This is a genomic window from Streptomyces sp. SLBN-118, from assembly GCF_006715635.1.
In the GTDB taxonomy this organism is placed as follows: Bacteria; Actinomycetota; Actinomycetes; order Streptomycetales; family Streptomycetaceae; genus Streptomyces.
The window spans coordinates 319,707-345,611 of record NZ_VFNP01000001.1 but is presented as its reverse complement, the minus strand read 5'-3'; the positions used below and the strand labels follow the sequence as shown (position 1 = coordinate 345,611).

General features: G+C 69.7%; 30 protein-coding genes and 2 pseudogenes. 9 read left to right on the top strand and 23 right to left on the bottom strand.

The window, feature by feature from the left end; translation table 11 throughout:
* Nucleotides 1-283 precede the first annotated feature (283 nt).
* The 6 genes and pseudogenes from FBY35_RS01740 to FBY35_RS01720 all read right to left on the bottom strand — a co-directional run bounded on the left by FBY35_RS01740 (nt 284) and on the right by FBY35_RS01720 (nt 3,858).
* Entirely contained in the window at nt 284-829 is a 546-nt protein-coding gene (locus FBY35_RS01740) for a hypothetical protein (protein WP_142212080.1), read from the bottom strand.
* Nucleotides 830-1,434: 605 nt separating this feature from the next.
* Entirely contained in the window at nt 1,435-1,581 is a 147-nt protein-coding gene (locus FBY35_RS37905) for a DUF6069 family protein (protein ID WP_399208331.1), read from the bottom strand.
* Between the two features lie 238 nt (nt 1,582-1,819).
* Entirely contained in the window at nt 1,820-2,293 is a 474-nt protein-coding gene (locus tag FBY35_RS36810; protein ID WP_260848464.1) for a nuclear transport factor 2 family protein, read from the bottom strand.
* Between the two features lie 45 nt (nt 2,294-2,338).
* Entirely contained in the window at nt 2,339-2,818 is a 480-nt protein-coding gene (locus FBY35_RS36805; RefSeq protein WP_260848463.1) for a sigma-70 family RNA polymerase sigma factor, read from the bottom strand.
* Nucleotides 2,819-3,111: 293 nt separating this feature from the next.
* Nucleotides 3,112-3,343 (bottom strand): annotated as a pseudogene (locus FBY35_RS36800) (hypothetical protein); the annotation flags it as partial.
* 119 nt (nt 3,344-3,462) lie between these two features.
* Entirely contained in the window at nt 3,463-3,858 is a 396-nt protein-coding gene (locus FBY35_RS01720) for a hypothetical protein (RefSeq protein WP_142212079.1), read from the bottom strand.
* 279 nt (nt 3,859-4,137) lie between these two features.
* Here FBY35_RS01720 and FBY35_RS01715 point away from each other — a divergent pair, with 279 nt between their 5' ends.
* Complete coding sequence (locus tag FBY35_RS01715; protein WP_142212078.1) at nt 4,138-4,794, top strand: DUF4142 domain-containing protein; 657 nt, start codon at nt 4,138-4,140, stop codon at nt 4,792-4,794.
* A gap of 329 nt (nt 4,795-5,123) precedes the next feature.
* Here the strand turns inward: FBY35_RS01715 and FBY35_RS01710 are convergent, their stop codons facing one another.
* On the bottom strand, nt 5,124-5,654 hold the full coding sequence (locus FBY35_RS01710; protein WP_142212077.1) for a MarR family winged helix-turn-helix transcriptional regulator: 531 nt from the start codon (nt 5,652-5,654) through the stop codon (nt 5,124-5,126).
* Between the two features lie 398 nt (nt 5,655-6,052).
* On the opposite strand from FBY35_RS01710, the gene FBY35_RS01705 reads away from it, so the two are divergent.
* Together FBY35_RS01705 and FBY35_RS01700 are read left to right on the top strand one after the other, a co-directional pair.
* Nucleotides 6,053-6,472, top strand: coding sequence for a DUF6191 domain-containing protein (locus FBY35_RS01705; RefSeq protein WP_142212076.1), 420 nt, complete (start codon nt 6,053-6,055; stop codon nt 6,470-6,472).
* 279 nt (nt 6,473-6,751) lie between these two features.
* Nucleotides 6,752-7,513 (top strand): annotated as a pseudogene (locus FBY35_RS01700) (collagenase); the annotation flags it as partial.
* An 89-nt stretch (nt 7,514-7,602) separates the two neighbouring features.
* Here FBY35_RS01700 and FBY35_RS01695 read toward each other — a convergent pair.
* The 3 genes from FBY35_RS01695 to FBY35_RS01680 all read right to left on the bottom strand — a co-directional run bounded on the left by FBY35_RS01695 (nt 7,603) and on the right by FBY35_RS01680 (nt 10,111).
* Nucleotides 7,603-7,902, bottom strand: coding sequence for a BlaI/MecI/CopY family transcriptional regulator (locus FBY35_RS01695; protein WP_142212075.1), 300 nt, complete (start codon nt 7,900-7,902; stop codon nt 7,603-7,605).
* A gap of 22 nt (nt 7,903-7,924) precedes the next feature.
* Nucleotides 7,925-9,160 (bottom strand): SpoIIE family protein phosphatase, encoded by a 1,236-nt coding sequence (locus tag FBY35_RS01690; protein WP_142214840.1) that lies wholly within the window; start codon nt 9,158-9,160, stop codon nt 7,925-7,927.
* 528 nt (nt 9,161-9,688) lie between these two features.
* Entirely contained in the window at nt 9,689-10,111 is a 423-nt protein-coding gene (locus FBY35_RS01680; protein WP_142212074.1) for a YtxH domain-containing protein, read from the bottom strand.
* Between the two features lie 230 nt (nt 10,112-10,341).
* Here FBY35_RS01680 and FBY35_RS37900 point away from each other — a divergent pair, with 230 nt between their 5' ends.
* From FBY35_RS37900 to FBY35_RS01670, 3 genes are all read left to right on the top strand, one after another.
* Entirely contained in the window at nt 10,342-10,968 is a 627-nt protein-coding gene (locus FBY35_RS37900; RefSeq protein WP_399208204.1) for a LysE family translocator, read from the top strand.
* Nucleotides 10,866-11,087: a hypothetical protein gene (locus FBY35_RS37895; RefSeq protein WP_399208203.1), complete on the top strand. Its 222-nt coding sequence runs from the start codon at nt 10,866-10,868 to the stop codon at nt 11,085-11,087. The genes FBY35_RS37900 and FBY35_RS37895 overlap by 103 nt, the downstream gene beginning before the upstream one ends.
* Before the next feature lie 81 nt (nt 11,088-11,168).
* Nucleotides 11,169-11,843, top strand: coding sequence for an HAD family phosphatase (locus tag FBY35_RS01670; protein ID WP_142212073.1), 675 nt, complete (start codon nt 11,169-11,171; stop codon nt 11,841-11,843).
* Between the two features lie 94 nt (nt 11,844-11,937).
* On the opposite strand, the gene FBY35_RS01665 is transcribed toward FBY35_RS01670, so the two are convergent.
* From FBY35_RS01665 to FBY35_RS01625, 9 genes are all read right to left on the bottom strand, one after another.
* The gene (locus tag FBY35_RS01665) at nt 11,938-12,639 is read right to left on the bottom strand and encodes a response regulator transcription factor (RefSeq protein WP_142212072.1); all 702 of its coding nucleotides are present in this window, start codon (nt 12,637-12,639) and stop codon (nt 11,938-11,940) included.
* An 821-nt stretch (nt 12,640-13,460) separates the two neighbouring features.
* A complete protein-coding gene (gene hypE / locus FBY35_RS01660) occupies nt 13,461-14,531 on the bottom strand; it encodes a hydrogenase expression/formation protein HypE (RefSeq protein ID WP_142212071.1) in 1,071 nt (356 codons plus the stop codon).
* On the bottom strand, nt 14,528-15,634 hold the full coding sequence (gene hypD, locus FBY35_RS01655) for a hydrogenase formation protein HypD (protein ID WP_142212070.1): 1,107 nt from the start codon (nt 15,632-15,634) through the stop codon (nt 14,528-14,530). The genes hypE and hypD overlap by 4 nt, the downstream gene beginning before the upstream one ends.
* Entirely contained in the window at nt 15,631-16,317 is a 687-nt protein-coding gene (locus FBY35_RS01650; RefSeq protein ID WP_142212069.1) for a CBS domain-containing protein, read from the bottom strand. The genes hypD and FBY35_RS01650 overlap by 4 nt, the downstream gene beginning before the upstream one ends.
* Before the next feature lie 22 nt (nt 16,318-16,339).
* Complete coding sequence (locus FBY35_RS01645; RefSeq protein WP_142212068.1) at nt 16,340-17,707, bottom strand: Ni/Fe hydrogenase subunit alpha; 1,368 nt, start codon at nt 17,705-17,707, stop codon at nt 16,340-16,342.
* On the bottom strand, nt 17,704-18,483 hold the full coding sequence (locus FBY35_RS01640) for an oxidoreductase (RefSeq protein ID WP_142212067.1): 780 nt from the start codon (nt 18,481-18,483) through the stop codon (nt 17,704-17,706). Before FBY35_RS01640 ends, FBY35_RS01645 begins: the two co-directional genes overlap by 4 nt.
* 1 nt (nt 18,484) lies before the next feature.
* Nucleotides 18,485-19,300 (bottom strand): FAD/NAD(P)-binding protein, encoded by an 816-nt coding sequence (locus tag FBY35_RS01635; protein WP_142212066.1) that lies wholly within the window; start codon nt 19,298-19,300, stop codon nt 18,485-18,487.
* A complete protein-coding gene (locus tag FBY35_RS01630) occupies nt 19,297-19,752 on the bottom strand; it encodes a Crp/Fnr family transcriptional regulator (RefSeq protein WP_142212065.1) in 456 nt (151 codons plus the stop codon). The genes FBY35_RS01635 and FBY35_RS01630 overlap by 4 nt, the downstream gene beginning before the upstream one ends.
* Nucleotides 19,749-20,888 (bottom strand): 4Fe-4S dicluster domain-containing protein, encoded by a 1,140-nt coding sequence (locus FBY35_RS01625; protein WP_142212064.1) that lies wholly within the window; start codon nt 20,886-20,888, stop codon nt 19,749-19,751. The genes FBY35_RS01630 and FBY35_RS01625 overlap by 4 nt, the downstream gene beginning before the upstream one ends.
* A 195-nt stretch (nt 20,889-21,083) precedes the next feature.
* Between FBY35_RS01625 and FBY35_RS01620 the strand changes: the two genes are divergently transcribed.
* From FBY35_RS01620 to FBY35_RS01610, 3 genes are all read left to right on the top strand, one after another.
* Entirely contained in the window at nt 21,084-21,986 is a 903-nt protein-coding gene (locus FBY35_RS01620; protein WP_142212063.1) for a universal stress protein, read from the top strand.
* A 144-nt stretch (nt 21,987-22,130) separates the two neighbouring features.
* On the top strand, nt 22,131-22,424 hold the full coding sequence (locus FBY35_RS01615) for a hypothetical protein (RefSeq protein ID WP_142212062.1): 294 nt from the start codon (nt 22,131-22,133) through the stop codon (nt 22,422-22,424).
* Nucleotides 22,425-22,430: 6 nt separating this feature from the next.
* Complete coding sequence (locus FBY35_RS01610; protein WP_142212061.1) at nt 22,431-22,976, top strand: flavodoxin domain-containing protein; 546 nt, start codon at nt 22,431-22,433, stop codon at nt 22,974-22,976.
* 24 nt (nt 22,977-23,000) lie between these two features.
* On the opposite strand, the gene FBY35_RS01605 is transcribed toward FBY35_RS01610, so the two are convergent.
* The 4 genes from FBY35_RS01605 to FBY35_RS01590 all read right to left on the bottom strand — a co-directional run bounded on the left by FBY35_RS01605 (nt 23,001) and on the right by FBY35_RS01590 (nt 25,895).
* Nucleotides 23,001-23,984 (bottom strand): Acg family FMN-binding oxidoreductase, encoded by a 984-nt coding sequence (locus FBY35_RS01605; protein WP_399208201.1) that lies wholly within the window; start codon nt 23,982-23,984, stop codon nt 23,001-23,003.
* 120 nt (nt 23,985-24,104) lie between these two features.
* Nucleotides 24,105-24,485 (bottom strand): hypothetical protein, encoded by a 381-nt coding sequence (locus FBY35_RS01600; protein WP_142212059.1) that lies wholly within the window; start codon nt 24,483-24,485, stop codon nt 24,105-24,107.
* Between the two features lie 147 nt (nt 24,486-24,632).
* Nucleotides 24,633-25,151 carry a flavodoxin domain-containing protein gene (locus FBY35_RS01595; RefSeq protein ID WP_142212058.1) on the bottom strand — a complete coding sequence of 173 codons (519 nt, stop codon included), beginning with the start codon at nt 25,149-25,151 and terminating at the stop codon, nt 24,633-24,635.
* 12 nt (nt 25,152-25,163) lie between these two features.
* On the bottom strand, nt 25,164-25,895 hold the full coding sequence (locus FBY35_RS01590; protein WP_142212057.1) for a CBS domain-containing protein: 732 nt from the start codon (nt 25,893-25,895) through the stop codon (nt 25,164-25,166).
* Nucleotides 25,896-25,905 lie beyond the last annotated feature (10 nt).

Here is a 25,905-nt window from a genome sequence, read left to right as displayed (position 1 = left end):
GTGATCCCCGTTTCAGTGGGACCCACGGGGTCACCGACCGCGTCAAGGCAGCCGTGGCGGCCGGCCACCCGCCTTCGGCCGTGAGGCGTACAGGCAGCGCCTATGGTCGAGCGGTTGCATACCGCTTGAAACAGTGGCGCGGCATCGCCACCCTTGTCCGGCGTCGGCAGTGTCCGTCCCGACCCGCAACCGCGGGCCGGGACTTCCTGGGGCCTGCGCTGGTGCCTGAGCGACTGCTCCGCCTCCCCGCTCCACCGGGCCCGGCGTTACCGCGACTTCAACACTATGTACGTCGCCCCAGGCGCGTCAGTCTGTGTCGGTTCTCGGTCATCCGGTTGCGGACGTGCTCCGGCGGCAGCTCTGCCGCCAGTCGGGCCAGCTCCTCGAAGATCGACATATACGTTCCTCCGCCGCCCTCGCCCCGCAACTCCCGCTCCCGCTCCACGAACGGCCGGACTGCCTGCCAGACCGAGACGATCCGGGTCCGCAGGACCGTGACCATCAGGGTTTCGTCGAGCAGCCCGAAGACGGCGAGGTTGGCGAAGGACTGGTAGTAGTACACGACGCTGTAGAAGGCCGTCTTGGCCTCACCGGGCAACCCGCGCACTCCAGCCTCCGGGTCGTGCTCCGCCCCCAGGCGCGTGCACACGTAGTCGTGCTGCTCGTGAAACTCGGCAGACCGGAACTCCTGGAGTAAGTCGACCATCACCGATATGTGGTTGGCGTGCCGCGCGATGCGGGCCTGCCGCGCACTGAACACGATGGAAGTCACCACTGCGACGACGGCGATGCCCGTGGTCGCGACGTTGAAGACGACAGAACTGTCCATCCGGTCACCGTACGGAGCCTTCACCTCGAGCGCATGCACGGCGAGCCTCCGAACGTGCGACACATGCCTGGTGATTCCCTGTAGGCCGCGCACGGTATCCGCAGGCAACGACGCAGCCGCGCGCCCTGCAGGCGTGGCCGGCCGCCCCGTTCGTAGCGTTGATCGGTGGTGCTGACGCCGTGGGCGAGACGGTGCCGCTGAGCAAGGACAAGGTCCTGGCGTTGCTGGCCAGCCTCGAAGAGCTCTGACAACTCCGGCCGGAGGAGCCGCGGGGCTGCTCAGGCTCTCGGCTGCGGTGGGGGAGTGGCACTCCCGCCGCAGTCGAGACCACCCACCCTTTCCGAGGAGGAGTTCAGCATGTCGGTCACCTTCACCGCCGGACTGGCTGGTGTGTTCCGGCTTGACGGAACCGAGGCCGGGGGTCGGCACCGTCCTCCCCGCCGACGCGGGGTCCGGCGTCGGGCCAATCGGCCAGGCGTGTGGAGCCTTCCTCCTGCAGGCGCGAGGCGACCAGGGCGACCGGGGCAATCTCAATGCACAGGGCAGCGCTGCCACTCTGATGAACCGCCAGCCGAGCCAGCAGGTAATGCGAAAGTGCGGGATCGTCAATCGGTCCGGGTGCGGAGGCTCCGCGTCAGGGTGGGGATCATCACCGTCGCAGGGACGAGGTGTAGCCCGAGGAGGGCGGTGGTGGTGGCGGTGTTTGCCCCGGAGAGGAGGGGCGGGACCAACGAGATCGCGGTCAGCGACACTGCCGTCCACACGACGCTCGGCGGGTCGAGCGTTCCAACGAAGAAGAGCGACGGCAATGACGATGCCCACGACCGAGAAGAAGCCGGTCACGACGGCGAACCCGGACAACGGGATCGTCGCGCCACCATCGGGGACCTCGAAGCCGCCCGCGGGTGACGACGCCGAATGCGTCGCACCACTCCGCCGCGACCGCCGCGACACGCGCGCCACCGCGCAGCGCGAGCGTCCACACCGGGACTACTCCGTGCCGTCCGCCGCCAGGCGCTCCGGCAGCCCGAGCCGCGGGAACTGGTCGTCGTGGAACGTGACGATCTCAGTGATCGCGCCGCCGGTGACGCGCAAGACGTCGATCGTCAGCGGCAGGTACGCGCCCTCCCGCTTCCGCCAGAGGTAGAAGGCGACGGCGGGCTGCCGGTTCACGGAGGTGAGGAGGGCACGCAGGCCCTTCATGCCCTCGAAGCCGCTCTCGACCCAGTCGTTCACCACCGCGTCGCGGCCGACGTACAGGCCCGGCGTGGGCGGCATCGAGCAGCGGACGTCGTCCCGCAGCAGCGCGGCGAGCCCGTCGACGTCCGTGGCCACGCTGGCCTCGGTGAAGCGGCGCACCAGCTCGCGCGTCCCGGCGTCCTGTTCGCCGCCGGTCCAGTCCTGCCGCTCGGCGGGCAGGTGCTCCCGCATGCCGGCGCGGGCCCGCGGCAGCGCGCTGTTCACGGAGTTGACGGAGTCCCCGAGGAGCTCCGCGACGTCCTTCGCCGGTCAGGCAAGCACGTCCCGCATGATCAGCACGGCCCGTGGGCGCGGCGCGAGGTGCTGGACTGCGACCAGGTACGCCAGCTCGATCGTCTCCCGCGCGACGGCGACGGTCTCCGGCTCGTCCGAGTCGCCCGCGGGCAGCTCGTCGAGCAGCCGGTCCGGGTAGGGCTGTAGCCACAGCACCTCGCCGCCGGTCGCAGGCTCCGGGCGGCACTTGGCGAGCAGGTCCAGGCAGGCGTTGGTGGCGATCCGGTACAGCCAGGCCCGGAAGGTCGACCGCCCCTCGAAGGTCTCCCGCCGCCGCCAGGCACGGAGGAACGTCTCCTGCACGGCGTCCTCGGCGTCCTCGAACGACCCGAGCATCCGATAGCAGTGCACGTGCAGCTCCCGCCGGTGCCGCTCCGCCAGTCCCGAGAATGTCGGCTCGTCGACCTCGCCCAGCCCGCTCACGCCCAGCTCCTCCAACCGCGTGTCCGCACTCATCACGTCATCCTTCCGCCTCGTCGTGTCCCGTCGTAGGTGTGACGGGCGCGGGCGCGGAAACTCATCACGATCGGGTGGACAGGGGGATCGAGGCCGGGTGTGGCAGCAACGAGGCTCCCGGTAGGAAGCTGACGGCGGAGGGGAGAGGTACGCCCCCGTTCGAGCCGATCGCCACGTGGGGATCGCGGCTGGGGTCGAATCCCTGGTGGTCATGGAGCCCGCGGTGGGACGCGGCAGCCGGCCGGGCGCTCGCCCACCTGCTGGTGGCCTCGGAAGGCCAGTCGCTGACCGTGCCCGGCTGCCTGGACGGCAAGCACGGTCACTCGGTGGGTGTGGACGTGGTCGGGGTGGCCGGTCATGCCGTGGCTTGCCGGCGCCGAGGATCTGGAGCGCCTCGGCCAGTTCTGCAGCGCGCGGGGTGTCCGGGGCCCAAGTGGCCGTGACGACAGCGGTTCGGGCACCGGCGCCGCCTGAGCACAGGGACTCGTCGTCCGGGTGGGCGTACACCGCGAGCAGGCTCGCCACAGTCTTTGGTGAGCCACCCCGTTTCCAGTACGCGAAGATCGGATCATAGCCAGCTTGCACGCCCAACTGCCCGTGTTCGACTGAGCGCGTTGTGCACCCTGGAGTCGGGTTGTGGTGTATCAGGAAGCGGTGTCCTGCGGCGTGATGGCGTGGACCACCTCGGAAAGGTGCCGGTTGATGCGGATGCTGGTCATGCCTGTCGCAAAGACGGCTGTGCCGGCTATGGCTGTCGGAATCGAGGCGCCCAGGACCGCAAGCAGCTCGGGCCAGTCGCGCTCGGCTTCACACCGGCCGCCCCCGGCGGCCAGCTCGTTGGCTTCCCGCCGGTCAGTGAAGAGCCGAGAGTCGCAGTCCGCGGGGCTGCCCTGCGCCTGATCGACGGTGTAGGGCGTGAACAGCAGAACGGCGAACCAGAGCCACAGGGCTCCAGTGGCGGCGAGCAGGACGGCCCCCCACTTCCGCAGACGCGCGGAACTCTCGTCGAAGTACTCCATGGTGTAGGTCAGAAGAGGCATGACGCAGAAACCTACCGTCTCGAACAAAGATCCCGGGAGCCGATCCGTGCACGGCATTCCCGTGGCCGCTGCGGATCGTGATGTGTCGTGTGGACGGCCTGCATTGAGGACCAACCCCGTTTGCTGAACATCCCGGTGGTCCCATCCGTATCTCTGGGTGCGTGCCGTGCCAGCCGCCGTGAAATGCCTGCTCCCGTCGACATGAAGGAAAGAGCTCTCTATGCCGAACCGGGAGGCATCATGCGTCCGAGCCGACGCGCAACACCGTCCAGGGTTTCGATGCGGACCATCGCGGTCATTGCTACCGCGTGCGCCGTTGTCGCCGCCGTTCTGATAGCGATCCGGGGCAGTGGCGGGGAAGCCTCGGCCGACCAGTTGAACGCGGGGCTGCCACAGCACAGCGGCGGCCACTACGACGCTTCAGACACATCCGGGCAGAGCGCGCAGGGCGGGGTTCAGCCCGTGACACAGGTGGATCGCACTTTTCTGGTGAAGGTACGCCAAGCCGGGCTGTGGGAGATTCCGGCCGGGCGGCTGGCCCAGACGCACGCATCCAGCGATGCCGTTCGGCGCGCGGGACTCCATCTCCTCGACGGACACAGCAAACTCGACCAACTCGTCCGTGAGGATGCCAAGATCCTCGGCGTCGAGCTGCCGAACGAGGCCACGCCCGAGCAGCAAGGGTGGGTCAAGCAGCTCGACGAAGCCCAAGGGGACGAATTCGACCGTCTCTTCGCCAATCTGCTGCGCGCTTCGCACGGAAAGATCTTCGCCACCATCGGCGAGGTGCGGGCGGCCACCCAGAACGACCTGATCCGCCGTCATGCCCGCCAGGCCAACCAGACCGTCCTGGATCACCTGGAAGTACTGGAGGACACCGGCCTGGTCGACCCCAAGACGTTCCAGGAGGTCGAGGCCGCCGTCAGGCCGAAGTAGAGGACGGCGCCGGGACCGGGCATCGCCACCGGTTGGTGGCCGTCGCCCGGTCCTGCGGAGCCCGCACCCGTTCCAGGGCCCAGTCCGGCATGTGAGAGACGAGCGGATTCCCGGGGCTGTTGAGCCCTGGCAATGGACCTTTGCATTGTGCAATGATGCGTGCGGGGGGCTGGTTGAGGGTCGGCCCCTGGACGGGAGCGGGCACTGGCACGGTGACGCAGCTTGAGTCCACGTGACTGACCGTCACCGGCCTCCCCTGTTTGTGGAGTGTGAAGGCGCGCCGATCGGCGACATGCATTTCGGGTCGAGCCGCGCGGTGGCACGCTGATCTAGCCCCCGAGCGGCGAAGCATCCGTCCAGCCGAGCGGATACAAACCTGCTCCCTCATCAGGAACCCGCGGTTCACCGCCCGCCTCGCTGAACGCCGTCAGCGCCCCGATCAGAGCAGACCGCTGCTCCGGGGCAAGTCGTTCCACGATCGAGGCGATCTCCGCCCGCCGCCGCGCGGTGACGTCCTCGACCAGCCGATGGCCGTCATCGGTGAGCCGCAGCACTGTCTCGCGCCGGTTCTCGGGATTCGTCCGGCGATCCACCAGACCTGCTGAGACGAGCCGGTCGATCATGCGCATCGCCGTCGACGGCTTCACCCCGAGCAGGTCGGCGAGGGCCACGAGTTTGGCGGAGCCATGAGTCGACAGCACGACCAGAAGTCGGAACTGGGGAAGCGTGACACGGTCCTCGACGGCTGCCAGCGAGCGGGCAGACACCGCCACCAGCAACCGGGACGCAGTCAGCACCGCTCGCGTGACAGCGTCGACGTCGTTCACGCTCTCTGCCTGCGCGCCTGGGGGCTGGGTCATACCTCTTTGTACCGTGCCGCTTGATCATGCCGGCATCGTGGTTGCCCATTTGACGTGCCCTTGACTATTCGCGACAGCGCAGCAGAAGCATGGCGACATCGTCATGGGCCGGTCCGGCAGGATGGTGCGCCTGCCATCGAAGCGGTGTTCCCTGCGTGGTGGTTGGTTCCCACGGCACTCCACGATGCGGTGGATCCCCATGGCAGCGCCTCCGCCGCATGGGGGAAGCGGATCATACGCCGGCCTGATCCCTGCGGGATGCGGATCCAGAACAGTGATCCCATGGCAATCAGCGAGACGAGTCCAAGGAGTCGGACGAGGGGCAGTCCGCGCGTCCGACGGGGACGACGCCGACCCCTCCGTCAGTCAACTGGGTTGCGGACGATGGGGGACCATCTGTGACGATCTGGCTCCTGTCATTCCCGGCCTTCGCGTGTCTGCTGGCCTTGTTCGCCCTGGTGGAGAGCGCGTGGCGATGGTTCGCGGGGCTGGGCTTGATCCCGTGGCTACGCCGGCGCACGGGGCGGTCGTTGTCGAATACCGCCTTCGATGAATTCACGGCGGTCGTGAACGGAAACAAGTCGGTGGAACTGGAGCAGCGTCGGGTGGAGCTGCTGCGGCGGGACGACGAGAGCGACGGTGCGCCGCCCCGCTCCAGCATTGACCTGACCAAGGGCACGGCGTTCATCGTGTTGCCACGGGAAGCAGACGGCCCGTGGCGACCGCCGTTGGGCACGTCCGGCTTGTGCAGCCATGTCTCTCTTCCCGCCCCCTGCGGCTGCGGAGAACTTCCATCGGCCCGCCCGGCGCGGAGTTGACGGCTCGATACATCCTTGTGAAGAGCATTGAAAAGCCATGTGACATGTGCCATTTTACTGCGCAGCCCTTCACGGACGGGCCCCTCCTCCCATCCCCAGGAGTGAATCTTGCGCGCCATGGCCATCGCCACCGCACTGCTCATCGCGGCCGCCGCAGCCGCCCCCGCCCAGGCCGCTCAGGCCGAGCCCCCGCCGGACCACGTCTTCGCGGATCCGGGCCAGCGCCCGGCCCACGGCAGCGCCAAGGGCGTCCCCGGCGCGACCGGGACCAGCGGCGGGCGACTGGAATCGCGGATCCTTCCGATCGTCCACGACTGCAGCCCGTCACTGCGCATACGGGCCCAGGAGATGACCAACGCCCAACTGACGGCGACCTGCGCGAGCCTGGCCAACCAGGACGCCTACTTCCACAGCGTGGTCAAGGACTCGGGACCGGTCGCGAACGACTACAACACCACCCTGGAGGTCGACGTCTTCAACTCGAGCGCCGACTACAAGGCCTACGCGCGGAAGATCTACGGCATCGACACCAACAACGGCGGCATGTACCTGGAGGGAGATCCGGCCAAGGCCGGCAACCAGCCGCGGTTCATATGCTACGAGCGCACCGACGTGAGCCCCGGCTGGCAGATCTGGAACCTCAACCACGAGTACACCCACTACCTTGACGGCCGCTTCGACCTGTACGGCGACTTCAGCGCCAGTCAGACCACCCCGACCGTGTGGTGGGGCGAGGGCATCGCGGAGTACGTCTCCTACTCCTACCGCGGCGTCACCTACGCCAACGCGGTGGCCGAGGCCGGCAAGCACACGTACTCGCTGCGCACGCTGTTCGACACCACCTACGCCAACAGCGACGTCAACCGCACCTACAACTGGGGCTACCTCGCCGCCCGCTACATGGTCGAGAGGCACCCGGCCGACGTCGCGACCGTGCTCGGCCATTACCGCACCGGTGACTGGACCGCCGCGCGTTCCTTCCTCACCTCGCTGGACTACGAGAGCGACTGGAACGCCTGGCTGACGGAGGTGGCGGCGGGCGCCTGACCCGTACCGCCCGGCTCCCCCGGAGCGCGAAGGGCCTCAGGATGCTGCAGACGGCCGCCAACGCCGGGAAGGGCGTTGCCCGTTCAGGATGGCGGCAAGGCGGTACAAGGGGCGGCGGGGCTGGGCCCGGTTCTGTTCCGCCCGCCCGGGACCGGCTTGTCGCCGCGCGCCGTCCAGCGGGGCGTGTACCGCGTGCGCCGTCCGTGCCGCTCCCTGCTGAGACAGCCGGCCTGTTCGAGGCCCACGACGATGCCCCGCACGGTGCGTTCGGTGATGTGGCAGGCCGCGGCGATGTCGCAGAGGCAGGCGGCGGGATCGCGTGCGACGACCAGGAGCATGCGGGCGTGGCCGGTGAGGAAGCTCCACCCTGACTGCTGATGCACGCTGCCTGCCCCTCCAACCGCCTTATAGGCGGATGATGACGAGAGCGATGTCGTCGGGGGCGCCATCACCGACGCCGAGGCGGTCCAGGAGCGCGTCGGCCAGCAGGTCAGGGGGGAGGGTTCGGTCCTGGGCCAGGGCTGTGGTCAGGCGTTCCAGGCCGGTGTCGATGTCCTCGCCGCGGCGTTCGATGAGGCCGTCGGTGTACAGCACGAGGGTGTCTCCTGGGGTGTAGGCGAGGCCGGCCTGTGGGCGGGGGACATGGTGCTCGCGTGCGCCGAGCGGTGGATCGGTGGCTTGGTCGAGCTGTTCGCAGGTCCCGTCGGGGTGTAGCAGGATCGGCGGTGGGTGTCCGGCGTTGCTGTAGATGATCAGCTTGCTGCGGGTGTCGATGAGTGCCTTGACCGCGGTGGCGGCCATCGCGCCGTCCACGGAGCGGGCATACAGGCCGAGGACTTCCAGGGCCTGGGCGGGGCTGGGGAGGGCGCGGATGACGGCGCTCAGGGCGCTGCGGAGCATGCCCATGACGGCTGCCGCGTGCAGGCCGTGGCCGACGACGTCTCCGACGGCCACGGCGTAGCGGTCGGGTGGGAGGTCGACGACGTCGTACCAGTCGCCGCACACATTCAGTGACGCGGTCGCCGGCAGGTAGCGCACGGCGATGTTGCCGTGCTGGTCCAGGTCGGGGACGGAGAGCATGGCTTCCTGCAGGGTGACGGCGACCTGCTGTTCACGGGCATGGGCCTGACGCAGTTCCTGGTTCAATCGGTCAAGCTCGCCAGCCCGCGCGTAGAGCTCGGCCGACATGCCCTTCGCCTGCTCAGTTCTCTCCTCGCTGAGCTGATGTGCACGGAGTGAGTGGACGAAGGCCGTGACGTCCTCCACCTGTTGGATGATCCACTTCACCGTGCCGCCAGGTCCACAGAGTGGGGTGTGGATCACCGACCACCATCGCTCCTCGAAGCCGCCCGGCTGGTCGGGGCGGGGAACTTCGTACCGCTGCAGCACCGCGGTTTCCGGCTTCCCGGTGTCCACAAGCCGGTTCAGTGACGCTTTGAGATTCCGTCCTGCGTCGCCGCGGATTCCGGGATTTTCCGGCAGGACGTCGAACAAGTACTTCCCAACCAACTCGTCCTTGGTCAGCCCGGTGATCCTCACGCATGCCGGGTTGACGTACCGGATCACCAGGTCCGTGTCCAGCACCAGGCACGGGCTCGGTGTGGCGTCGAAGAACGCCGTGAAATCGATATCCAGGTTCATCACACGCTGTCCGTCGCTTGTCAGTGCGACTATCCGCCCTTCCAATCTAGGAGCGATCCAGTGTCCGCGCTCGCCCGCCTTCATTCGTTGGCCCCATGCACCTGGCCGAGGCCCCACGGCGCTGCCGAAGGTGTGCGAGACCTGGCCGATGCACGCCCCTGGCGGTGCCGTGCGCACGGCTTGAGGTTCCCGCACGACCATCGGCCCTGCCCGGAAGGGGTTGTCGTCTGGTCGGCTCCCGGCATCACGCTGCACGGTGACGTGCGGCATCTGGACGCGGGCATCGACGGCGAACCTGTACGGCTACCCCTCCCCGTCCTGTGCGGAATCCGGCCGGGTGCCCTGAGTTTGCTGCTGCCGAAGGACCGGCCAGGGATCCCGCCGGAACCCGTGGTGCGCCACTGAGGGATCCGTGCCGCGCAACACAACTGCGTGGCCTCCTCCGGCCCCCGTCCCGTCCCCCTCATACGAAGCGGGCCGCTTCCGGTGATCGTCCGGGGCGGCCCGCTTGGCGATGCCGTCGGGGCGCTATCCGGTTGCCTTCTCGTCAGCCTCCATGCGGGCCAACTGGGCATCGAGGACCGCGTACTCTGCCTCTTCGATGGCGGCCAACGCGAATTCGACCGCGGCGACAGCATCCGCCTCCGCCCGATCGGCCTCGTGGGCCGCACGAGCCGCGTTGTGCTCCTGCTTGCGGGTCGCGATGTCTCTGCTCACCTCGGCCGTGTGGTCGCGCCAGTTCTGCTGCATCTCGGCCCACCACTGCGAAATCTTCGCTTCGGCACCGCGCGCCGACTCTTGGAGTTTGGCGGCTTGGGCCTGGGCGTCTTCGCGTGCCCTGTCAACCGCGGCCTGCACCTGCTCGCGGTTCTGGGCTGTGGCCCGGGAGACGTGATCTTCGGCGGCCTTGGCCCGCTCGGCAAGGGTGGTGAGGGTGTCAGACAGAGCCATTGGCTGTCTCCTTCCCGGGGCAATCCCTCCACTGGCAACGATCCCTGGCGCGTGTCCGACCGGCAACTTCGGTTCAGCGCCCCGGCGACCCGCTCGCGGCGTACAACAAGCGGCGCCGCTCCGTCCTCGTTCCAGTGGGGGTCCGGGTGGGGGTGGACGGGGCGGCTCGATCGCCCGGTGGCCTGTCTCAGGCTCGCCGTCTGGGGTGTGATGCGCAAACCCAGCGGTGAATGCCGCCATTTCTGCCCGATTTCGGGCAGGATCGTGGACGTTCCATGGCGTCCGGCTTAGGGTGTTCGTTCATGATCACCGTTGACGCGATAGGGACTTTCGCCCTGATCGTGGGACTCCTCACGCTCACCCCCGGACTTGATACCGCTCTCATCCTGCGCACCGCGGCGCTCGGACACCGGCGTCGCGCCTGGGGCGTGGTCCTCGGCATCCAGAGCGGCACGCTGGTCTGGGGCACGCTCACCTCGCTCGGTGCGACCGCGCTGCTGACGGCATCTCACCTCGCATACGAGACTCTTCGTTGGGCCGGGGCCGCGTACCTGGTGTGGATGGGCGGCAGGCTGCTGTGGGCCACCTGGCGCCACTCATCAAGCAACAGCCCGCACACAGCGAAGGCCGGGGGACCGGTACCGGGGCCGGGACCGACGCCGGGAGAGGCGCCGACGATGAGCTGCTCGGCGGCCGGCGGCAAGGCATCGCGACCAATCTCCTCAACCCGAAGATCGGCGCCTTCTACGTTGCTGTGCTCCCGCAATTCATCCCCACCGGAACCTCGCACATTGCTCTGGGCGTGCTCCTGGCCGGTGTTCACATCCTCCTGGCCGTCGTCTGCGCCCGCGCGCTGATCGCATGCGCGCGACGGCTCCGGGACCGCCTGCAACGGCTCTCGGCCCGCCGCTGTTTCGACCGCGTCACCGGCACGGTCATCGCCGCCTTCGGTATCCGGCTCGCGCTCGGGCAGTGAGGCAGCGGTGGCGCAACCACAAGACCACCGACAGCCGCCGCACGGGCAACCCCGCATGACCCACAGCGAAAGGACACCTGCATGTACTCGCTCCCCACCAGCATCGAGGCCGTGGTCTTCGACTGCGACGGCTTGCTGGTCAACACCGAAGCATGCTGGACCGTTGCAGAAAGGGCCATCTTCGCCGCGCACGGCCATCCCTTCGGCCCCGAACAAAAAGCCCTGCTCATCGGCCGAACCCTGGAGGCCGCTGGAGACGCCATGGCCCACTACCTCGGCCGCCCCGGCGCCGGAGCCGAACTCGCGGCCGAACTTTTCACAAGGGTCCGCAAGGAGCTCTCCCGGGGAGCCGCAGCCCTCCCCGGAGCGGCAGAACTGGTGCGCGCCTGCCGGGCAGCGGTGCCCATCGCGGTAGCCAGCAACAGCCCCCGGGAACTGCTCGACGCGGCGCTGTGGTCGGCCGGCCTCACCGACTGCTTCACCCACTCGTTCGCCGCCGACGAGGTACGTTCCCCCAAGCCTGCACCCGAGCTCTACCTCACGGCATGCGAGACACTCGGTGTGGCCCCGAAGCGTTCCGTCGCCTTCGAGGACTCGGCCACAGGCATCGCCTCGGCACGTGCCGCCGGGCTCTACGTCGCGGTCGTACCGTCCCTACCAGGAGCCGGCCTCGACCACGACTGGCTGGGCACCACCCTGGCCGAACCCGAAGTGCAGGAGTGGGCCAGGAAGCTGGGGCATGGCACGGCCAGCTGAGCCACCCACTGTGAAGCGCACGGGCAGGCCCTCGGCGAGTTGACCCGCCGTTGGAGCGAGCCCAAAAACTTGGGGGCCATGCGCTCTCGGCGTTTCAGCGGGACGGGTGGCCCGGGACCTCGTGCTGCTCCAGCTGGGTCGCCAGGACCGCGGCCTGGACGCGGCGGTGAACGCCCAGCTTGGCCAGCAGGCGGGAGATGTGGTTCTTCACCGTCTTCTCGGACAGATACAGTCGCTTGCCGATCTGCCGGTTGGTGAGCCCCTCTCCGATCAACGCGAGAATGTCCCGCTCACGCGGGGACAGGCCCGCCAGCGCGCCCGGCATGGGCTCGAAGTCGTTCGGCTCCGCCCGCAGGCTGCTCATGAGCCGGGCCGTCGTAGCGGGATCGAGCATGGACTGGCCCGAAGCGACCGTGCGCACAGCCGATACCAGGTCGGAGCCCTTGATCTGTTTGAGCACATAACCCGAGGCGCCGGCCATGATCGCGTCCAGCAGGGCGTCCTCGTCGTCGAACGAAGTCAGCATCAGACAGGCCAACTCCGGCATGCGGCTGCGTAGTTCGCGGCACACGCCGATACCGTCGCCGTCAGGCAGGCGCACGTCGAGCACGGCCACGTGTGGGCGCAGCGCCGGTCCGCGCGCCAGCGCCTGTTCGACGCTGCCCGCGTCACCGACCACAGTGATGTCCGGCTCGGCGTCGAGGAGATCAGTCAGTCCACGGCGTACGACCTCATGGTCGTCGACGAGGAACACCCGTACCGGATCCTCCGCAGTGAATGTCCGTACCTCGGTCATGAGGGCCCCTCGGTTGTGATCTCTCCCGCACTGCGACTGCTGAGACGATCATTGCCCTATCAGGGCAGGAGTACCAGGGCCGACCGGCCCTAGTCGGGCCTGTGAGAGGCCCCGGTTGGCCTGCCGACCACGGACCAGCGGCCCCTCGCGTCGGCGGCGTCCGGCCTGCGGCCCGACACCGACCGTGTCCTGTCGAATGCGCGCTGGACCGCTTCGGAGAAGCCGTGCGCACCGGAACGGCCCAGGTGGCGACAGGCACCACGGCGGTACGACGGTCGGGTGTGGACGGATGACCGCGACGTCTGGTGGCTGAGCCAGTCGCCCCAGGAGGCGACCCTGAAGGTCGCGCATGCGGGTACCTTCGTGCTGCCGTCGGCGGTGTGATGGTCATCGTGAGCAGCTGGAGGGCGCAGCGGGCGACCCGAGCGGACCACCGAGCGCTGGGGTGAGGAGCGGGACCAGATCAGGCCGGGGCGGGGGCGCACCATCGGCTGACCCCTCCAGCCCCCTCGCGGCCCGGGACGGAGGGCTCCGGCCGGAGTTCGCTCTGGAAGACCAAGACGGACCTGGCGGCCGCCACTCCGAGGGCCTGCGCCCCTGCCTTTCGCGCCGAGCTTCCGCCGGGGGTGACCTCGGGGCGCTCGCCTCTCGTCTTGGGTGCGCCTGACGGGACCTGTCGATTCGAGCCGCTGGCCGAGCGAGCCCTTGCTGAGCCCGGTGCGTCGTGGCGCGGCACCCCGCCCAAGGAGGCGGTGGTACGTGTCCGGCCGCTTCCTGTGGCCGTACCGTGTCAGTCTCGCCCGCGCTGCGGGTGGCTGGTCTCAGCAGATCCGCGGGAGCAGTTCGCCCAGCGGCATGTCCACCACCCGGCGGGCGCCGACCAGGGTCCGGATGACCACTCGGCCGGGCTGCCCCTCGCGCGGTACCTGCCCGACGCGTACCGCTCCCGAGCCCTCCGGCTGGGTCCGCATGAGAGCCAGCGCCTCGTCGGCGGCCGATGGTGCGACGAAGGCGACCAGGCAGCCCTCGTTCGCCACCACCAGCGGGTCCAGGCCGAGCAGATCGCAGGCGGCGGCGACGGGTGTGGGTACGGGGAGGGCGCTCTCCTCGATCTCGACGGCGATCCGTGCATCGCGGGCGATCTCGTTGAGTGCCGCGGCCAGTCCTCCCCGGGTCGGGTCGCGCAAGGTGTGCACATCGCCGCCGAGGCGGGCCATGGCGCGTACGAGCCGGTGAAGGGGTTGCGAGTCGGAGGCGATGTCGGCTTCGAAGCCCAGCCCCTCGCGGGTGCTGAGCACAGTGGTGCCGTGCAGTCCGATGGGGCCGGAGAGCAGGATCGCGTCACCGGGTTGGGCGAGGGCGGCGGAGGGGCGGAGGGAAGAGAGCACGCGGCCGACCCCCGTGGTGTTGATGAAGATCTTGTCCGCGGCGCCCCTCCCGACGACCTTGGTGTCCCCGGTGATGACCGGGACTCCCGCTTCGCGGGCTGCCTTGCCCAGGGAGGTGAGCACGGAACGGAGTTGGGAGAGTTCAAGGCCCTCTTCGATGATCAGCGCGACCGTCAGTGCGATGGGCCAGGCGCCGCGCATTGCCAGGTCGTTGACCGTGCCGTGCACGGCGAGTGAGCCGATGTCGCCGCCGCGGAAGAACAGCGGGCTGACGACGAAACTGTCTGTACTCACCACGAGTTCGGGATGGTCGGGGAGCAGCGCGGCGTCTTCGAGTGGCCCCGGCTGCTCCTGCGGTCCGTCGAGGGTAGGCAGGATCATGTCTTCCAGTAGTTCGGCAGTCAGCCGCCCGCCGGCTCCGTGGCCGAGGAGTACGCGCTCGCTCTCCGCGTACGGGACAGGGCAGTTGAGGCTGGTCAAGTAGGGGTTCGCGTCGGAGGTCATGCCGGGCTCCTTGCCTGCCTCGTTCGGCCCGCCGCGTGGAAGGCGGCGCAGGTACCCTCGGCGGAGACCATGGGCGCGCCGAGCGGATGGCGGGGCGTGCAGCGCACGCCGTAGGCCGTGCAGTCGGTGGGCAGCTTCGCGCCGGTGAGGATCGCGCCTGCGATGCACTCGGGGTGTTCTTCGGGGCGCATCCCGCCGATGTCGTAGCGCTGTGCCGCGTCGAATTCTGCGTATTCATCCGTGAGTTCGAGACCGCTGGCGGGCAGGGTGCCGATGCCGCGCCAGGACCGGTCGGTGACCTGGAAGACCCGGCGCAGGACGTCCTGGGCCTCGGTGTTGCCGGAGCGGCGCACGGCCCGCACGTATTGGTTCTCCACCGTGTGCTGCCCGCGCTCCAGTTGCTGGACGGCCATGAGGATGCCCTCCAGCAGATCGAGCGGCTCGAAGCCGGTGACCACGATGGGGACCCGATAGCGGGCGGCGATCGGTTCGTACTGCGTCCATCCCATGACCGCGCACACGTGTCCGGCGGCGAGGAAGGCCTGAACCTCGCAGTCCGGCGACTCCAGCAGGGCCGTCATGGCCGGAGGCACGAGGACATGACTGACCAGCATGCTGAAGTTGGACAGGCCCAGGCGGGAGGCATGGAGCACCGCCATGGCGTTGGCGGGTGCGGTGGTTTCGAAGCCGACGGCGAGGAAGACGACCTCGCGGTCCGGGAGTTCGGCGGCCAGACGTACGGCGTCCATGGGTGTGTAGACGACCCGGACGTCCGCGCCCCTGGCGCGCAGCGAGAGGAGATCGGTGCTGCTGCCGGGGACGCGCAGCATGTCCCCGAAGCTGGTGAGGATCACTCCGGGGCGGGCGGCGACGGCCATGGCCCGGTCCAGGGTCTCCAGCGGGGTGACGCAAACGGGGCAGCCGGGCCCGTGCACCATCCGGATGCCGGCGGGCAGCAGTTCGTCGATGCCCTGGCGGACGAGGGTGTGCGTCTGCCCGCCGCAGACCTCCATGATCTGCCAGGGCGCGGTCGCGGTCCGGTGAAGCTCGTCCAGCAGCTGCAGGGCGAGAGCCGGATCGCGGTACTCGTCGAGGTACTTCATTGCGAAGCCTGTGCGCCTTCGGCCGGGTCGGGGTGCCGGTGCGGACTGGTCAGGTCGAACTCCACGTCCACCACGCCCTCGACGGCCTGCACCAGGCGGGCTGCGACGGGTACGAGGGCGGTGTCGCGGATGCGCCCCGTGAGGGTCACCACGCCGTCTTCCACCTCTACCCGGACGGGTTCCGGCTGCATCGGGAAGAGGAGGGACACCACGTCCTTGCGGACCTCTTCGGCGATGTCCTCGTCGTCCCGCAGGAAGACCTTCAACAGGTCGGCGCGGCTGACGATGCCCTCGAGCATGCCTATGTCGTTGACGACGGGCAGTCGCTTGACCTTGCGCTGCGCCATGATCCGTGCGGCCTGTGGGAGGGTCGCGCCCGGGTGGGTGGTGATGGCGGGGGCGGACATCAGCTCCTCGGCCGTCACTGCTCCGGCCTTGGCGAGATCGGGCGGTCGCCGCAGCTGGGTGTAGCGGTCCGCGTCGCTCTCCCGGAACTCCTCCTTGGGCAGCAGATCGGCCTCGGAGACGACGCCGATCACCCGGCCCTCGCCTTCCAGGACGGGAAGGGCGCTGACCTTCCACCGCTCCATGGTCTGCACGATTTCCTTGAACGTCGCGTCGCGGCTGACGGCGACGACGGTGTGGGTCATCACATCGCTCACGTTGTGCGGGGTGCCGTGCATGGTGCCCTCCTGGTCCGGACGGTCAGCTGCGATGGAGGGTCAGGTCAAGGAAGTGGGTCGAGCAGGAGATGCAAGGGTCGTGGTTGCGGATGGCCCGCTCGCACAGTGCTGTGAGCTCGGCGTCGGTGCCCCCGCCCCGGTCGGACTCGTCCTGGACCAGGCGGCGCAGGTCCTCCTCGATCGCCGCCTGGTTCTGGGCGGTGGGCGGGACGAGCACGGCGTCGGTGACGGTGCCTTCGGCGTCCAGGACATAGCGGTGGTACAGCAGACCCCGGGGCGCCTCGGTGGCACCGTGACCGGTGCCCGCACGGGGCGTCACCTCCATGTGCGGACGGGGCGGGGGCTCGTACGCCTCGACGATCCGCAGTGCCTCCTCGACGGCATACAGCGCCTCCACGGCCCGTACGAGGATGCTGCGGAAGGGGTTGCGGCACACCGTCCCGGCGAGCGGGTCGCCAAGTCCGGCCTCCTTGGCCGCTTCGACGGCGGTGGGGGAGAGGAGTTTGCCGTTGATGGCGTAGCGGGCGAGCGAGCCGGTGAGGTGGCGCTCTCCGCGCAGGGTGGCTTGCAGGGCAGTCGAGTGGGGCACCTGGTGTTCGACGACCTCCTTCGTGAAGGCCGAGACGGGGAAGGTGCGAATCGGCAGTCGCCGTGTGGTGTCGGCGGGGAGCCCGTGCGTGCTCGGGGCAGCCATCGCCGCCGGGACGCCCGCGTCGATGGCGTAGCGGCCGGGCTCGGTGAGGGCGAGGAGTACGTTGTCGCAGCCGGCGTCCGGGAAGTCGAAGCCGGCCACCCAGCGGACGGTGGCCCAGGCGTCGTCCATGGCGCGACGCAACCGCTCGCCGAGCGGCCGCAGTTCGGCGCGGGCAGGCACCCGGTGGAAGCCGCCGAGGCGCACGTTGACCGGATGGATCGCGCGCCCGCCGAGCAGTTCGAGGATGGCGTTGCCGGTCTGCTTCAGGCGCAGTCCGCGCTCGACGTGGCCGCGGTGGGCGCGGGCCAGGTCGATGGCTCCGTCGCAGCCGAGGAAGTCCGGGGCGTGCAGCAGATAGATGTGCAGGACCTGGCTCTCGATCCACTCGCCGCAGTACAGCAGCCGTCGCAGCTCTGCCAGCTGTCCGTCGACGTCCACCCCGCAGGCGTTCTCGACGGCCCGGCAGGCGCTCATCTGGTATGCGACCGGGCAGATTCCGCACACCCGGGCGGTGATGTCGGGCGGCTCGGTGTACGCACGGCCGCGAAGGAACGCCTCGAAGAAGCGGGGCGGCTCGTAGATCTGCAGTCGCGTCTCGGTGACCCGTCCCTCGTGCATGTGTACGTGGAGGGCGCCCTCGCCCTCCACGCGGGAGAGCGAGCCGACGTGCAGGACTCTCGATCCACGATGCGTCACGGCGTGGCCTCCTTCGCTTCCCGGTCGAAGGCGGCGGCGTTGAAGGTGCGCAGGAGCCGCTCCACATCGCGGTCATCCATGCCGTCGCGGTGCAGCAGCGGGATCAGGGCGGTCAGGTTCACCGATCCGGAGGGGCCGAAGCAGCCGTAGCAGCCGCGTCCGTACGCCGGACAGATCGCTCCGCAGCCCGCGTGGGTGACAGGCCCCAGGCAGGGCGTGCCGTGGGCGACGGTGACGCAGACCGTGCCGCGCCGCTTGCAGGCGAAGCACACGCTGTGGTTGGGGATGTCGGGCTTGCGGCCCGTGAGGAAGGCGGTGATGACTTCCAGCAGCTGGCCTCGGTCGATGGGGCAGCCGCGCAGCTCGAAGTCGACGTCCACATGGGCCGAGACAGGGGTGGAGGTGCTCAGCGTGTCGATGTAGTCGGGCCGGGCGTAGACGGTGCGCCGGAACTCCTCGACGTCCGCGAAGTTGCGCAGGGCCTGGATGCCGCCGGCCGTGGCGCAGGCTCCGATCGTCACCAGCCGGCGCGACTCGGCGCGGATGGCGCGGACACGTTCGGCGTCTGCGGCCGTAGTCACCGAGCCCTCGACCAGGGAGAGGTCGTACGGACCCGGCCTTACCGCGCTCGATGCCTCCAGGAAGTGGGCGATCTCCACCTGCCCGGCCAGGGTGAGGAGTTCGTCCTCGCAGTCCAGCAGGGTGAGCTGGCAGCCGTCGCAGGAGGCCAGTTTCCAGATCGCCAGGGTAGGAGCGGCGAGCGTCGGAGTGTCCATCTCACAACTCCCTTACAATGAGGAGAGGTTCGGCGCGGTCGTAGCCGAGGACCGGACCGTCGCGGCACAGCAGGACGGGTCCCAGCTGGCAGTGTCCGCAGTGCCCGGTCGCGCAGCGCATGTTCCGCTCCAGCGAGACCCTGATTCGCTCCGCCGGCAGCCCGCGGTGAAGCAGTTCGCGGGCGACTGCGCGGATCATGACCTCGGGGCCGCAGACGAACGCCGTCGTCCGGTCGGGCTGGAAACGGGCGCCGTTCAGCAGCGTGGTGACGACCCCGACCCCGCCGTGCCAGTCCCGGCCCGCCCGGTCGACGGTGACGGCCACGTGCGGGCCGCGGCGGTGCGCCCAGTGCCGCAGTTGCTCATGGAAGACGACATCGTCCGGGCTGCGGGCGCCGACCAGCAGGTTCAGCCTCCTGTACGGGCCCGGGTCGGCCAGCGCGGCGACCATCACCGGGCGCAGCGGAGCCAGCCCGATGCCGCCCGCGACGACCAGGACATCCTGCCCGGCCGCCCGCTCCAGCTCCCAGCCGGTGCCGAAGGGGCCGCGCAGTCCCACCCTGTCTCCGGGCAGCAATGCGTGCAATGCCCCAGAGGTCGCACCGACGGCACGCACCGTGTGTTCGAGGGACGGGCCGTGGATGCCGGACACCGAAACCGGGATCTCGCCCACCCCGAAGGCGTACATCATGGCGAACTGCCCCGGTGCGAACGCGGGCAGCGCGTCGGGGCCGGCCGGCGACAGCCTGAGCGTGATCGTGTCGGCGGTCTCGGGACGGCGGCGTACCACGCGGTACGGCACTGGGGGCGCGGTCATCGAGGGCTGCCGCTGCCGTAGGGGGCGTACAGGTCGAGCAGCCGGGTCCTGGCCGCTTGCAGCCGGTGGGCGATCACCTGGCCCACCCACTGGGCGACCGCTGCCCTGAGTTCGGGGTCGGTCTCGCACATCAGGCGCACCGCAGTTGCGTCGAACTCGTAGGCGCGCACCGGGCTCGTCGCCTGTGCGCCCAGCTGCCAGGTGTGGGGCGGGAACAGCCAGGAGCAGCCGACGAGCTCGTCCAGGCCCAGGTTCTCGATGATGGCCGCCGGGCGGCCCGGTACATGCATGTCGAGGGTGACCGTGCCGGAGCGGATGATCCAGAAACGGTCTGCCCGCCTGCCTTCCTCGAAGATGCGGGTTCCCTGCGGGAAGTTGACCTCGCGAGCGATGCGCAGCAGTTGGTTGCGGTGCTCGGCGGGCATCGCCCGCATCATCGTGGTCGTGTTCATCGGCCTGCCTCTTGCTGGAGTTCCTCGTTGAGTGCCGTGATCTCTTCGGTGAGGTCTATGCCGACAGGGCACCAGACGATGCAGCGGCCGCAGCCCACGCAGCCGGAGCTGCCGAACTGGTCGTGCCAGGTGCCGACTTTGTGTGTGAGCCACTGGCGGTAGCGGCTGCGCGTGGAGGCGCGGACCGGTCCGCCGTGCAGATAGGAGAAGTCGAGGTCGAAGCAGGAATCCCAGCGCTGCCACCGCTCGGCGTGGTCGCCGGTCAGATCGGTGACGTCCTCGGTGGTGGTGCAGAAACAGGTCGGGCACACCATGGTGCAGTTTCCGCAGGTCAGGCAGCGCTGTGCGACCTCGTCCCAACGCTCGGCGTCCAGGCTCGCGCCCATAAGCGCCCGCAGGTCGACCGGCGGCACGGACCGGCCCATCCGGTCTGCGGCTCCGGCGACGGCGGCGCGTGCGTCGGCCTCGGTCCCCGGGTCTGCGGGCAGGTGCGGAATGTCCGCGAGCAGCGCCGCGCCTTCCTCACTTCCGGTGCGTACGAGGAAACGATGCCCGGCACCGTCCACGATCTCGGTGAGCGCCAGATCGAAGCCCGCATCGGCTGCGGGCCCGGAGCCCATGGAGGCGCAGAAGCACGTGGCCCCGGGCTCGGTGCACTCGGCGGCGATCAGCAGCGCGCCCGCGCGCCGCCCGGCGTACCCGTCGTCGCGGAACCGGCCGCCGGCCAGTACCCGGTCCTGGATCGCGATGGCCCTCAGATCGCAGGGCCGTACGCCCAGAAATGCATACGAACTCGAAGGCGCTTCTTCGGCCTGTACCGTCAGCTCGCCGTCGGGTCCACGGTCCGCGCTCCACAGCTTCTCCCGCTGCGGGTGCAGGAACGTCTTCCACGAATGGGGCCCCGCGCTGTGCGCGAAGGCCGCCCCGTCGTCGCGCGGGCGCAGCCGGTAGTGACCGGCCTCCAGCTCGACGCCCCACCCGAAAGGCAGCTCGTCGGCGCAGGCCAGCTCGGCGAGGACGATCGCTCCGTCCCGGACAGTGGGTCCGACGACAGTGCGCCCCTGCGAGACGAGCAGCCTGATGAGCGCGTCGAGTCCGGTCCTGTCGAGTACGGCGACTGCAGGATTCTCATCCATGTCGTCCCCCTGGATGTGACGAGGCTGACAACCTCAGCGTCCGGCAGACGCCGCACCGCTACTACGGGCCGCCCGGCCCTTCGCCTGGGTCGTTCGGCCCTGAAAGGGGAAGGACAGCACCGTGTGTCGCACCCCGCCTCGCTACGTGATGGAAGGTGCGAGCCCCCACAGCTGAGCGGGACGGAGGTGCGGATCATGCTTCGACCGGTCGTCGTGGGAATCGACGGATCCCCTGAGAGCCTGGCTGCCGCGGACTGGGCGGCGGGGGAAGCCCTGCTGCGCGCGCGGCCCCTGCGCCTGGTGCACGCCTGGGAAGGCATGGCGGGTGACGACGCGACCCTGCCGGAGCTTCAGGTCCCGCGGGACCGTGCGCGCCGCACTCTGAGCCATGCGGCGGACCGGCTGATCGAGCGCCATCCCCACCTCCGCATCAGCGCGGACGTGATCGCGCGGCCCGCGCCCGCCGGGCTGCTGGCCGAGGCCGAGGCCGCCGAGGTGCTGGTACTCGGCAGCCGCGGCCTCAGGGGTGTCGGCGGCTTCCTGGTCGGCTCGGTCGCCCAGGCGGTCGTGGCTCATGCGCGGCGGCCGGTGGTCCTCGTACGAACCGGCACGGTCACCGGGGGCGACAACGTGCCCAGCCCCGACGGAGGGGCCTCCACGCTCACGCCACACGGACCTGTGGTCCTTGGCATCGACCCGTCGAGTCCCTGCGGTGAGCTCATCGAGTTCGCCTTCGACGAGGCGGCCCGGCGCCAAGCGCCCCTGCAGGCTGTCCACGCCTGGGACTTCCCCCACGCCTCGGGCTACGCGCCGGGCCCCATGGACGCCGGAGCTCGGGCGGAGTCCGGCGCCGAGGCGTCAAGGGCCCTCGCGTCGGCACTCGAGCCCTGGCGGAAGAAGTTCCCGGCGGTGGAGGTCCACGAGCTGGTGGCGGAAGGCCGGCCCGTCCAACAACTCCTTGAGGCTGCCCAGGGAGCGGGCCTGCTGGCCGTGGGCCGCAGGGTGCGCCCGGGCTCGATGGGAACGCACACCGGTCGGGTCGCCCACGCGCTCATGCACCGTGCCGGATGCCCCGTGGCGATCGTGTCTCATGACTGAGGCCACCTGAGCGAGTCCCACGACCCTGCGCCGACCGGCCATGAAGAGAGGTGGCCCGGGTGACCCGCGGCGCGGGCCATTCGGCCCTCGCGCCCGGAGCCCCACCCGGTTTCACATGGGAGGTACCGGCTCTGGGAGGCCCTCATGAACGCCGACGCGGCCATCGACGCGGCCGCCGCGCCACTGCTGTTGAACGGTGACACCGTCGGCGAGCAGGACCAGCCCTGGGTGGCCTTCGGGCGAGAACCCGGGGAGCGGTCTCTGCTCATCTACGAGGCTCGCACTGCCTGCACCGATCCGGCGTCCACGGCGCGCTTCGGCCTTCACCGGACGCCCGTCTCGCCGCGCGTCGCTGCGCGCAACGCTTCAGGCGGTCAGGAAGGCGGCAGGGACGACACGGTCCGCATCCGCGGACGCCCGAGGTTCTGGAGGAGATGAGACGCGATGCGTGTCGCGATCGTGTACGAGAGTCTGTTCGGCAATACGAGCCAGGTCGCCGCGGCGATCGCGGATGGTGTGCGCGAGTCCCGGCCGGACGCCGAGATCGAGTGTCTGAGAGTGGACGAGGCGACCCCGGAGCGAGTCGGGGCGGCAGACCTGCTGGTCGTGGGAGGGCCGACCCATATGCGGGGCATGACGTCAGGCCTCAGCCGGAAGATGGGGCTGCAGGCCGAGCAGAAGGAGGGCGAGAAAGACCAGGCGAAACCCCGGCACGAGCCCGAGGAGGGCGCGGAGGGCCCGGGGGTTCGGGATTGGTTCCGTGGCCTGTCCAAGACCGGCAACGGTGCCCGCGCCGCAGCCTTTGACACCCGTGCGGACTTCCGTCTGGCCGGCGGCGCCGCACACGCCATAGCGCGCAGGCTGCGCAGTCATGGCTACCAACTGATCACCGAACCTGAAGGTTTCATCATCGAGGACACTGAAGGCCCGCTGCGGGAAGGGGAACTCGACCGGGCCAAGGCCTGGGCCGCCGGCCTCGTCACCGAATGAGTACGCGCTGCCCGGAGTGGGGGGTCATACGAAGTCCAGTACGTCCCGCACCGGCCGGCGAGGGCTCGTCGGGCCCACGGGGCCGTAGCCAAGGCGGAGCGTCAGATGGACGTACGCCATTTCCGACAGCGGCTCGCGCGCTGCCCAGCGCAGGTCACGCCGTTCGAGAGCCTGGGTGGTCAGGGAGGCGACCAGCTCGTGGCCGGTGGCCCGGAGCAGTACTCGCTGCAGTGCCTGGCCCGCGCGCAGCCAGTCAGCGGGGCGGTCGGTCTGCGTTCCCAGCAGGGCGAGCTGGGGCTTCTCCTCGAAGTCCGTGGTGCCCAGGTCGGCGGGGTGGCGCCGGCCAGCGAAGTCGCGGACGGGTGCCCTGCCGCCGCGTCGGCGAGGCCCGAAGGCGTACTCGGGAACGCCGTCGGCGGTAGCCGTCTCCGCGCCGATGCGGGTCCATTGCTCCACCTCGGCGACACGGTCGGGGTCCATCACGTCGAGCCCCTCCGCGTCCTCCACCAGGTCCAGCAGGAACTGCACGTGCCAGGGCCCCGGGAAGGACATTTCGGCTCCCTCCAGCCGTGCGGCTTCGCACAGGTCGTCTCGTACTGAGGTGGGGACCGGTGTATCCGCGAAGGGGTAGCGGCTGGTGTGCCGGCGGGCGATGGCGGGGTACAGCTCGGCGAGGCTGCCGCCGGGCACTGCGGGCGCTGACAGGTCCACCGCCGCGAGGAGTTGAGGGCGATCAGGGTCGGGCAGCAGCCGGATGTGCGGCTCCCGGCCCGCATGCACGGCGGCCACTCGCAGTGTGAACAGCGCGGCCCCGCAGCCTATGTGGAGAGCGCGGCCTGCCGGATCGGCGTGCGGCATCGCACGTTCGGGATCGGCGTACATCTCGACGGTGCCCAAGTCGCGCAGGAACCGGAACCGCCAGGGCTGGGCGTTGTGCATGGACGGTGCGGTGGTGGCGTCCTTCACCAGTGCGGCCACGGTCGTGGTGTCGAGAGCAGGCACGGACACGATGGCCTCCCTTCGTCGGATTGCCTCCAGCATCAGGTCCTGCCCACGGGCGCCGCTGGGGCCGAAGGTCCCCAGTGGCTGGCCGTGCGGGCCACACGGCGCAGCGAGGGGCGACGCAGCTCAGTACAGCGAGGCCGGCCACTGGCCGCATACGGCGGCGAGGACCCCCGCGTCCAGCAGCACACCCACCAGGAGCCAGGGGTTGAACCAAACCGCCTTGAGGACCAGGCCGGACACGGCTGCGGCGATCGCGGCATCTGGCCAGCCACCGCTGTGTGCGGCCGCCGCCGCGCCGGCGATGACGTAAAACAGCGCGGTAACAGCGGCGAGGGACACGGCGGAGATGTTGACCGCCGACCGCGGCAGTCCGGATTCCGCAAGGATCCATGAATGCGTCGGCGAGAACGACATGGGGCGCTCGGGGCCGGCAGGTCCGGCCCATACCGCGAGATGGACAAGGCCGTGGGCAATCAGGAAGACGGCGACGAGTGCGGTGATCACCGTTGCGGCTCCGGTTCCTCGCCGCCCAGGTCGAGGCGGAACGGCAGGTGGACACAGGTCATGGTGCGATCTCCTTCGGCTTGTGCTGGGGCAGGCCGGCTGCCCCTCAGGCGCGGGAGTCGCGCGGGGACAACTCTGCGGGGTGCCTCACGTCGACGACGCCGGCCCCGCCCCTTCTCCGATTTCCTTGGCAATGCCGCGGGCCCAGGCGCGTATCCGCTCCATGTCGCGGAAATCACCGCCTCGCCCCTGCTTGACGATCATCCGGGCGACGAAGCCCCGGGCTCCCTCCTCGAGCCGGCCGCCGAAAGTGACGTGCTCCCGGGCGTCCAGCAGGGTCGCCGCGCGGGCAGCACCCCGCACCGGAGGGATGTCGCGTTCGCCCGCCGAGGCGTCCAGCGGACCGCTGCTGAACAGCCACACCGGCCGCTCGGCCAGGGCGTGCTCGTGGCGGCGGGCGAAGCGTACGGCGTCGCGGTGCCAGCGGCCCGCGTACAGGGCGCCGCCGAGCACCACCGCGTCATACTCCGGGACATCGCGGACCTCCGCGGCAGGCCGGGCTTCGGAGCGCAGTCCCTCCCCTTCCAGTGCGTCGGCGATGACGCCCGCGATCTCTGCAGTCGAGCCGTTCTTCGTTCCGTATGCGACAAGTACTCTGGCGTTCATCCGGACACCTCCTCAGTGCCTGCGCAGCCACTCCTCGCCGACGCCATAGACGGCCGGCTCGTCGGGCCGCAGATGCGAGTCGTCCATGCGGTAGGTCAACGTGTCGACGACGGCCACGACTCCGTCCACCTGGCTGACCATCCGCAGCGCAATCGGTACGTCGCTGCGCCGCTCCAACTGGCCGCTGAGCGTGACGACGCCTTCGCTCACGTCGACCGTCAAGGTTTCCGGGTCGAGCCAGAGAGCGTTGACGACCACTTCGTCCACCACCGCACGGCGGATCTCCTCGTCCGGCCGCAGGAAGACCTGGAGCAGATCCCGGCGGGTGACGATGCCGACCAGCCGGTCCTCCTCATCGACCACGGGCAGCCGCTTGATCCGGCGCTGCGCCATGGTCCTGGCGGCCTCCGCGATGGTCGACTCGGCCCTCACGGTGATGGCAGGCGCGGACATCAAGGCTCCCGCGGTACGGGCATGGGCCTTGTCCGCATCATGCGCCTTGGAGATGTGCAACCGGCTGAGCCAGTGCGGCCGTCCGTGCTCGTCCAGCGCCGGTTCCTCGGCCTGCCGGGCCATCAGGTCGGTCTCCGAGATCACCCCGATGACCTTCTCGTCCTCGTCGACCACCGGCAGTCCGCTGATGCGGTGCTCGCCGAGCAGCTGGGCCACTTCCTTGAACGGAGTGTCGTAGGTGACCTTGACGACGTCATCGACCATCAGTGCACCGATCTTCATGTGCTTCATGTCCATTGCT

Coding starts and splice junctions, on each gene's coding strand:
- FBY35_RS37900 (WP_399208204.1), top strand. CDS start 10,342: ATGCCGCCATTTCTGCCCGATTTCGGGCAGGATCGTGGACGTTCCATG.
- FBY35_RS01690 (WP_142214840.1), bottom strand. CDS start 9,160: ATGAACCTGGATATCGATTTCACGGCGTTCTTCGACGCCACACCGAGC.
- FBY35_RS01710 (WP_142212077.1), bottom strand. CDS start 5,654: ATGACCCAGCCCCCAGGCGCGCAGGCAGAGAGCGTGAACGACGTCGAC.
- FBY35_RS01665 (WP_142212072.1), bottom strand. CDS start 12,639: ATGACCGAGGTACGGACATTCACTGCGGAGGATCCGGTACGGGTGTTC.
- hypD (WP_142212070.1), bottom strand. CDS start 15,634: ATGAAGTACCTCGACGAGTACCGCGATCCGGCTCTCGCCCTGCAGCTG.
- FBY35_RS01635 (WP_142212066.1), bottom strand. CDS start 19,300: ATGACCGCGCCCCCAGTGCCGTACCGCGTGGTACGCCGCCGTCCCGAG.
- FBY35_RS01740 (WP_142212080.1), bottom strand. CDS start 829: ATGGACAGTTCTGTCGTCTTCAACGTCGCGACCACGGGCATCGCCGTC.
- FBY35_RS36805 (WP_260848463.1), bottom strand. CDS start 2,818: ATGAGTGCGGACACGCGGTTGGAGGAGCTGGGCGTGAGCGGGCTGGGC.
- FBY35_RS01590 (WP_142212057.1), bottom strand. CDS start 25,895: ATGAAGCACATGAAGATCGGTGCACTGATGGTCGATGACGTCGTCAAG.
- FBY35_RS01625 (WP_142212064.1), bottom strand. CDS start 20,888: ATGGATGAGAATCCTGCAGTCGCCGTACTCGACAGGACCGGACTCGAC.
- FBY35_RS01720 (WP_142212079.1), bottom strand. CDS start 3,858: ATGCCTCTTCTGACCTACACCATGGAGTACTTCGACGAGAGTTCCGCG.
- FBY35_RS01630 (WP_142212065.1), bottom strand. CDS start 19,752: ATGAACACGACCACGATGATGCGGGCGATGCCCGCCGAGCACCGCAAC.
- FBY35_RS01620 (WP_142212063.1), top strand. CDS start 21,084: ATGCTTCGACCGGTCGTCGTGGGAATCGACGGATCCCCTGAGAGCCTG.
- FBY35_RS01670 (WP_142212073.1), top strand. CDS start 11,169: ATGTACTCGCTCCCCACCAGCATCGAGGCCGTGGTCTTCGACTGCGAC.
- FBY35_RS01640 (WP_142212067.1), bottom strand. CDS start 18,483: ATGGACACTCCGACGCTCGCCGCTCCTACCCTGGCGATCTGGAAACTG.
- hypE (WP_142212071.1), bottom strand. CDS start 14,531: ATGACCTCCGACGCGAACCCCTACTTGACCAGCCTCAACTGCCCTGTC.
- FBY35_RS01715 (WP_142212078.1), top strand. CDS start 4,138: ATGCGGACCATCGCGGTCATTGCTACCGCGTGCGCCGTTGTCGCCGCC.
- FBY35_RS01615 (WP_142212062.1), top strand. CDS start 22,131: ATGAACGCCGACGCGGCCATCGACGCGGCCGCCGCGCCACTGCTGTTG.
- FBY35_RS01610 (WP_142212061.1), top strand. CDS start 22,431: ATGCGTGTCGCGATCGTGTACGAGAGTCTGTTCGGCAATACGAGCCAG.
- FBY35_RS01595 (WP_142212058.1), bottom strand. CDS start 25,151: ATGAACGCCAGAGTACTTGTCGCATACGGAACGAAGAACGGCTCGACT.
- FBY35_RS01680 (WP_142212074.1), bottom strand. CDS start 10,111: ATGGCTCTGTCTGACACCCTCACCACCCTTGCCGAGCGGGCCAAGGCC.
- FBY35_RS01650 (WP_142212069.1), bottom strand. CDS start 16,317: ATGCACGGCACCCCGCACAACGTGAGCGATGTGATGACCCACACCGTC.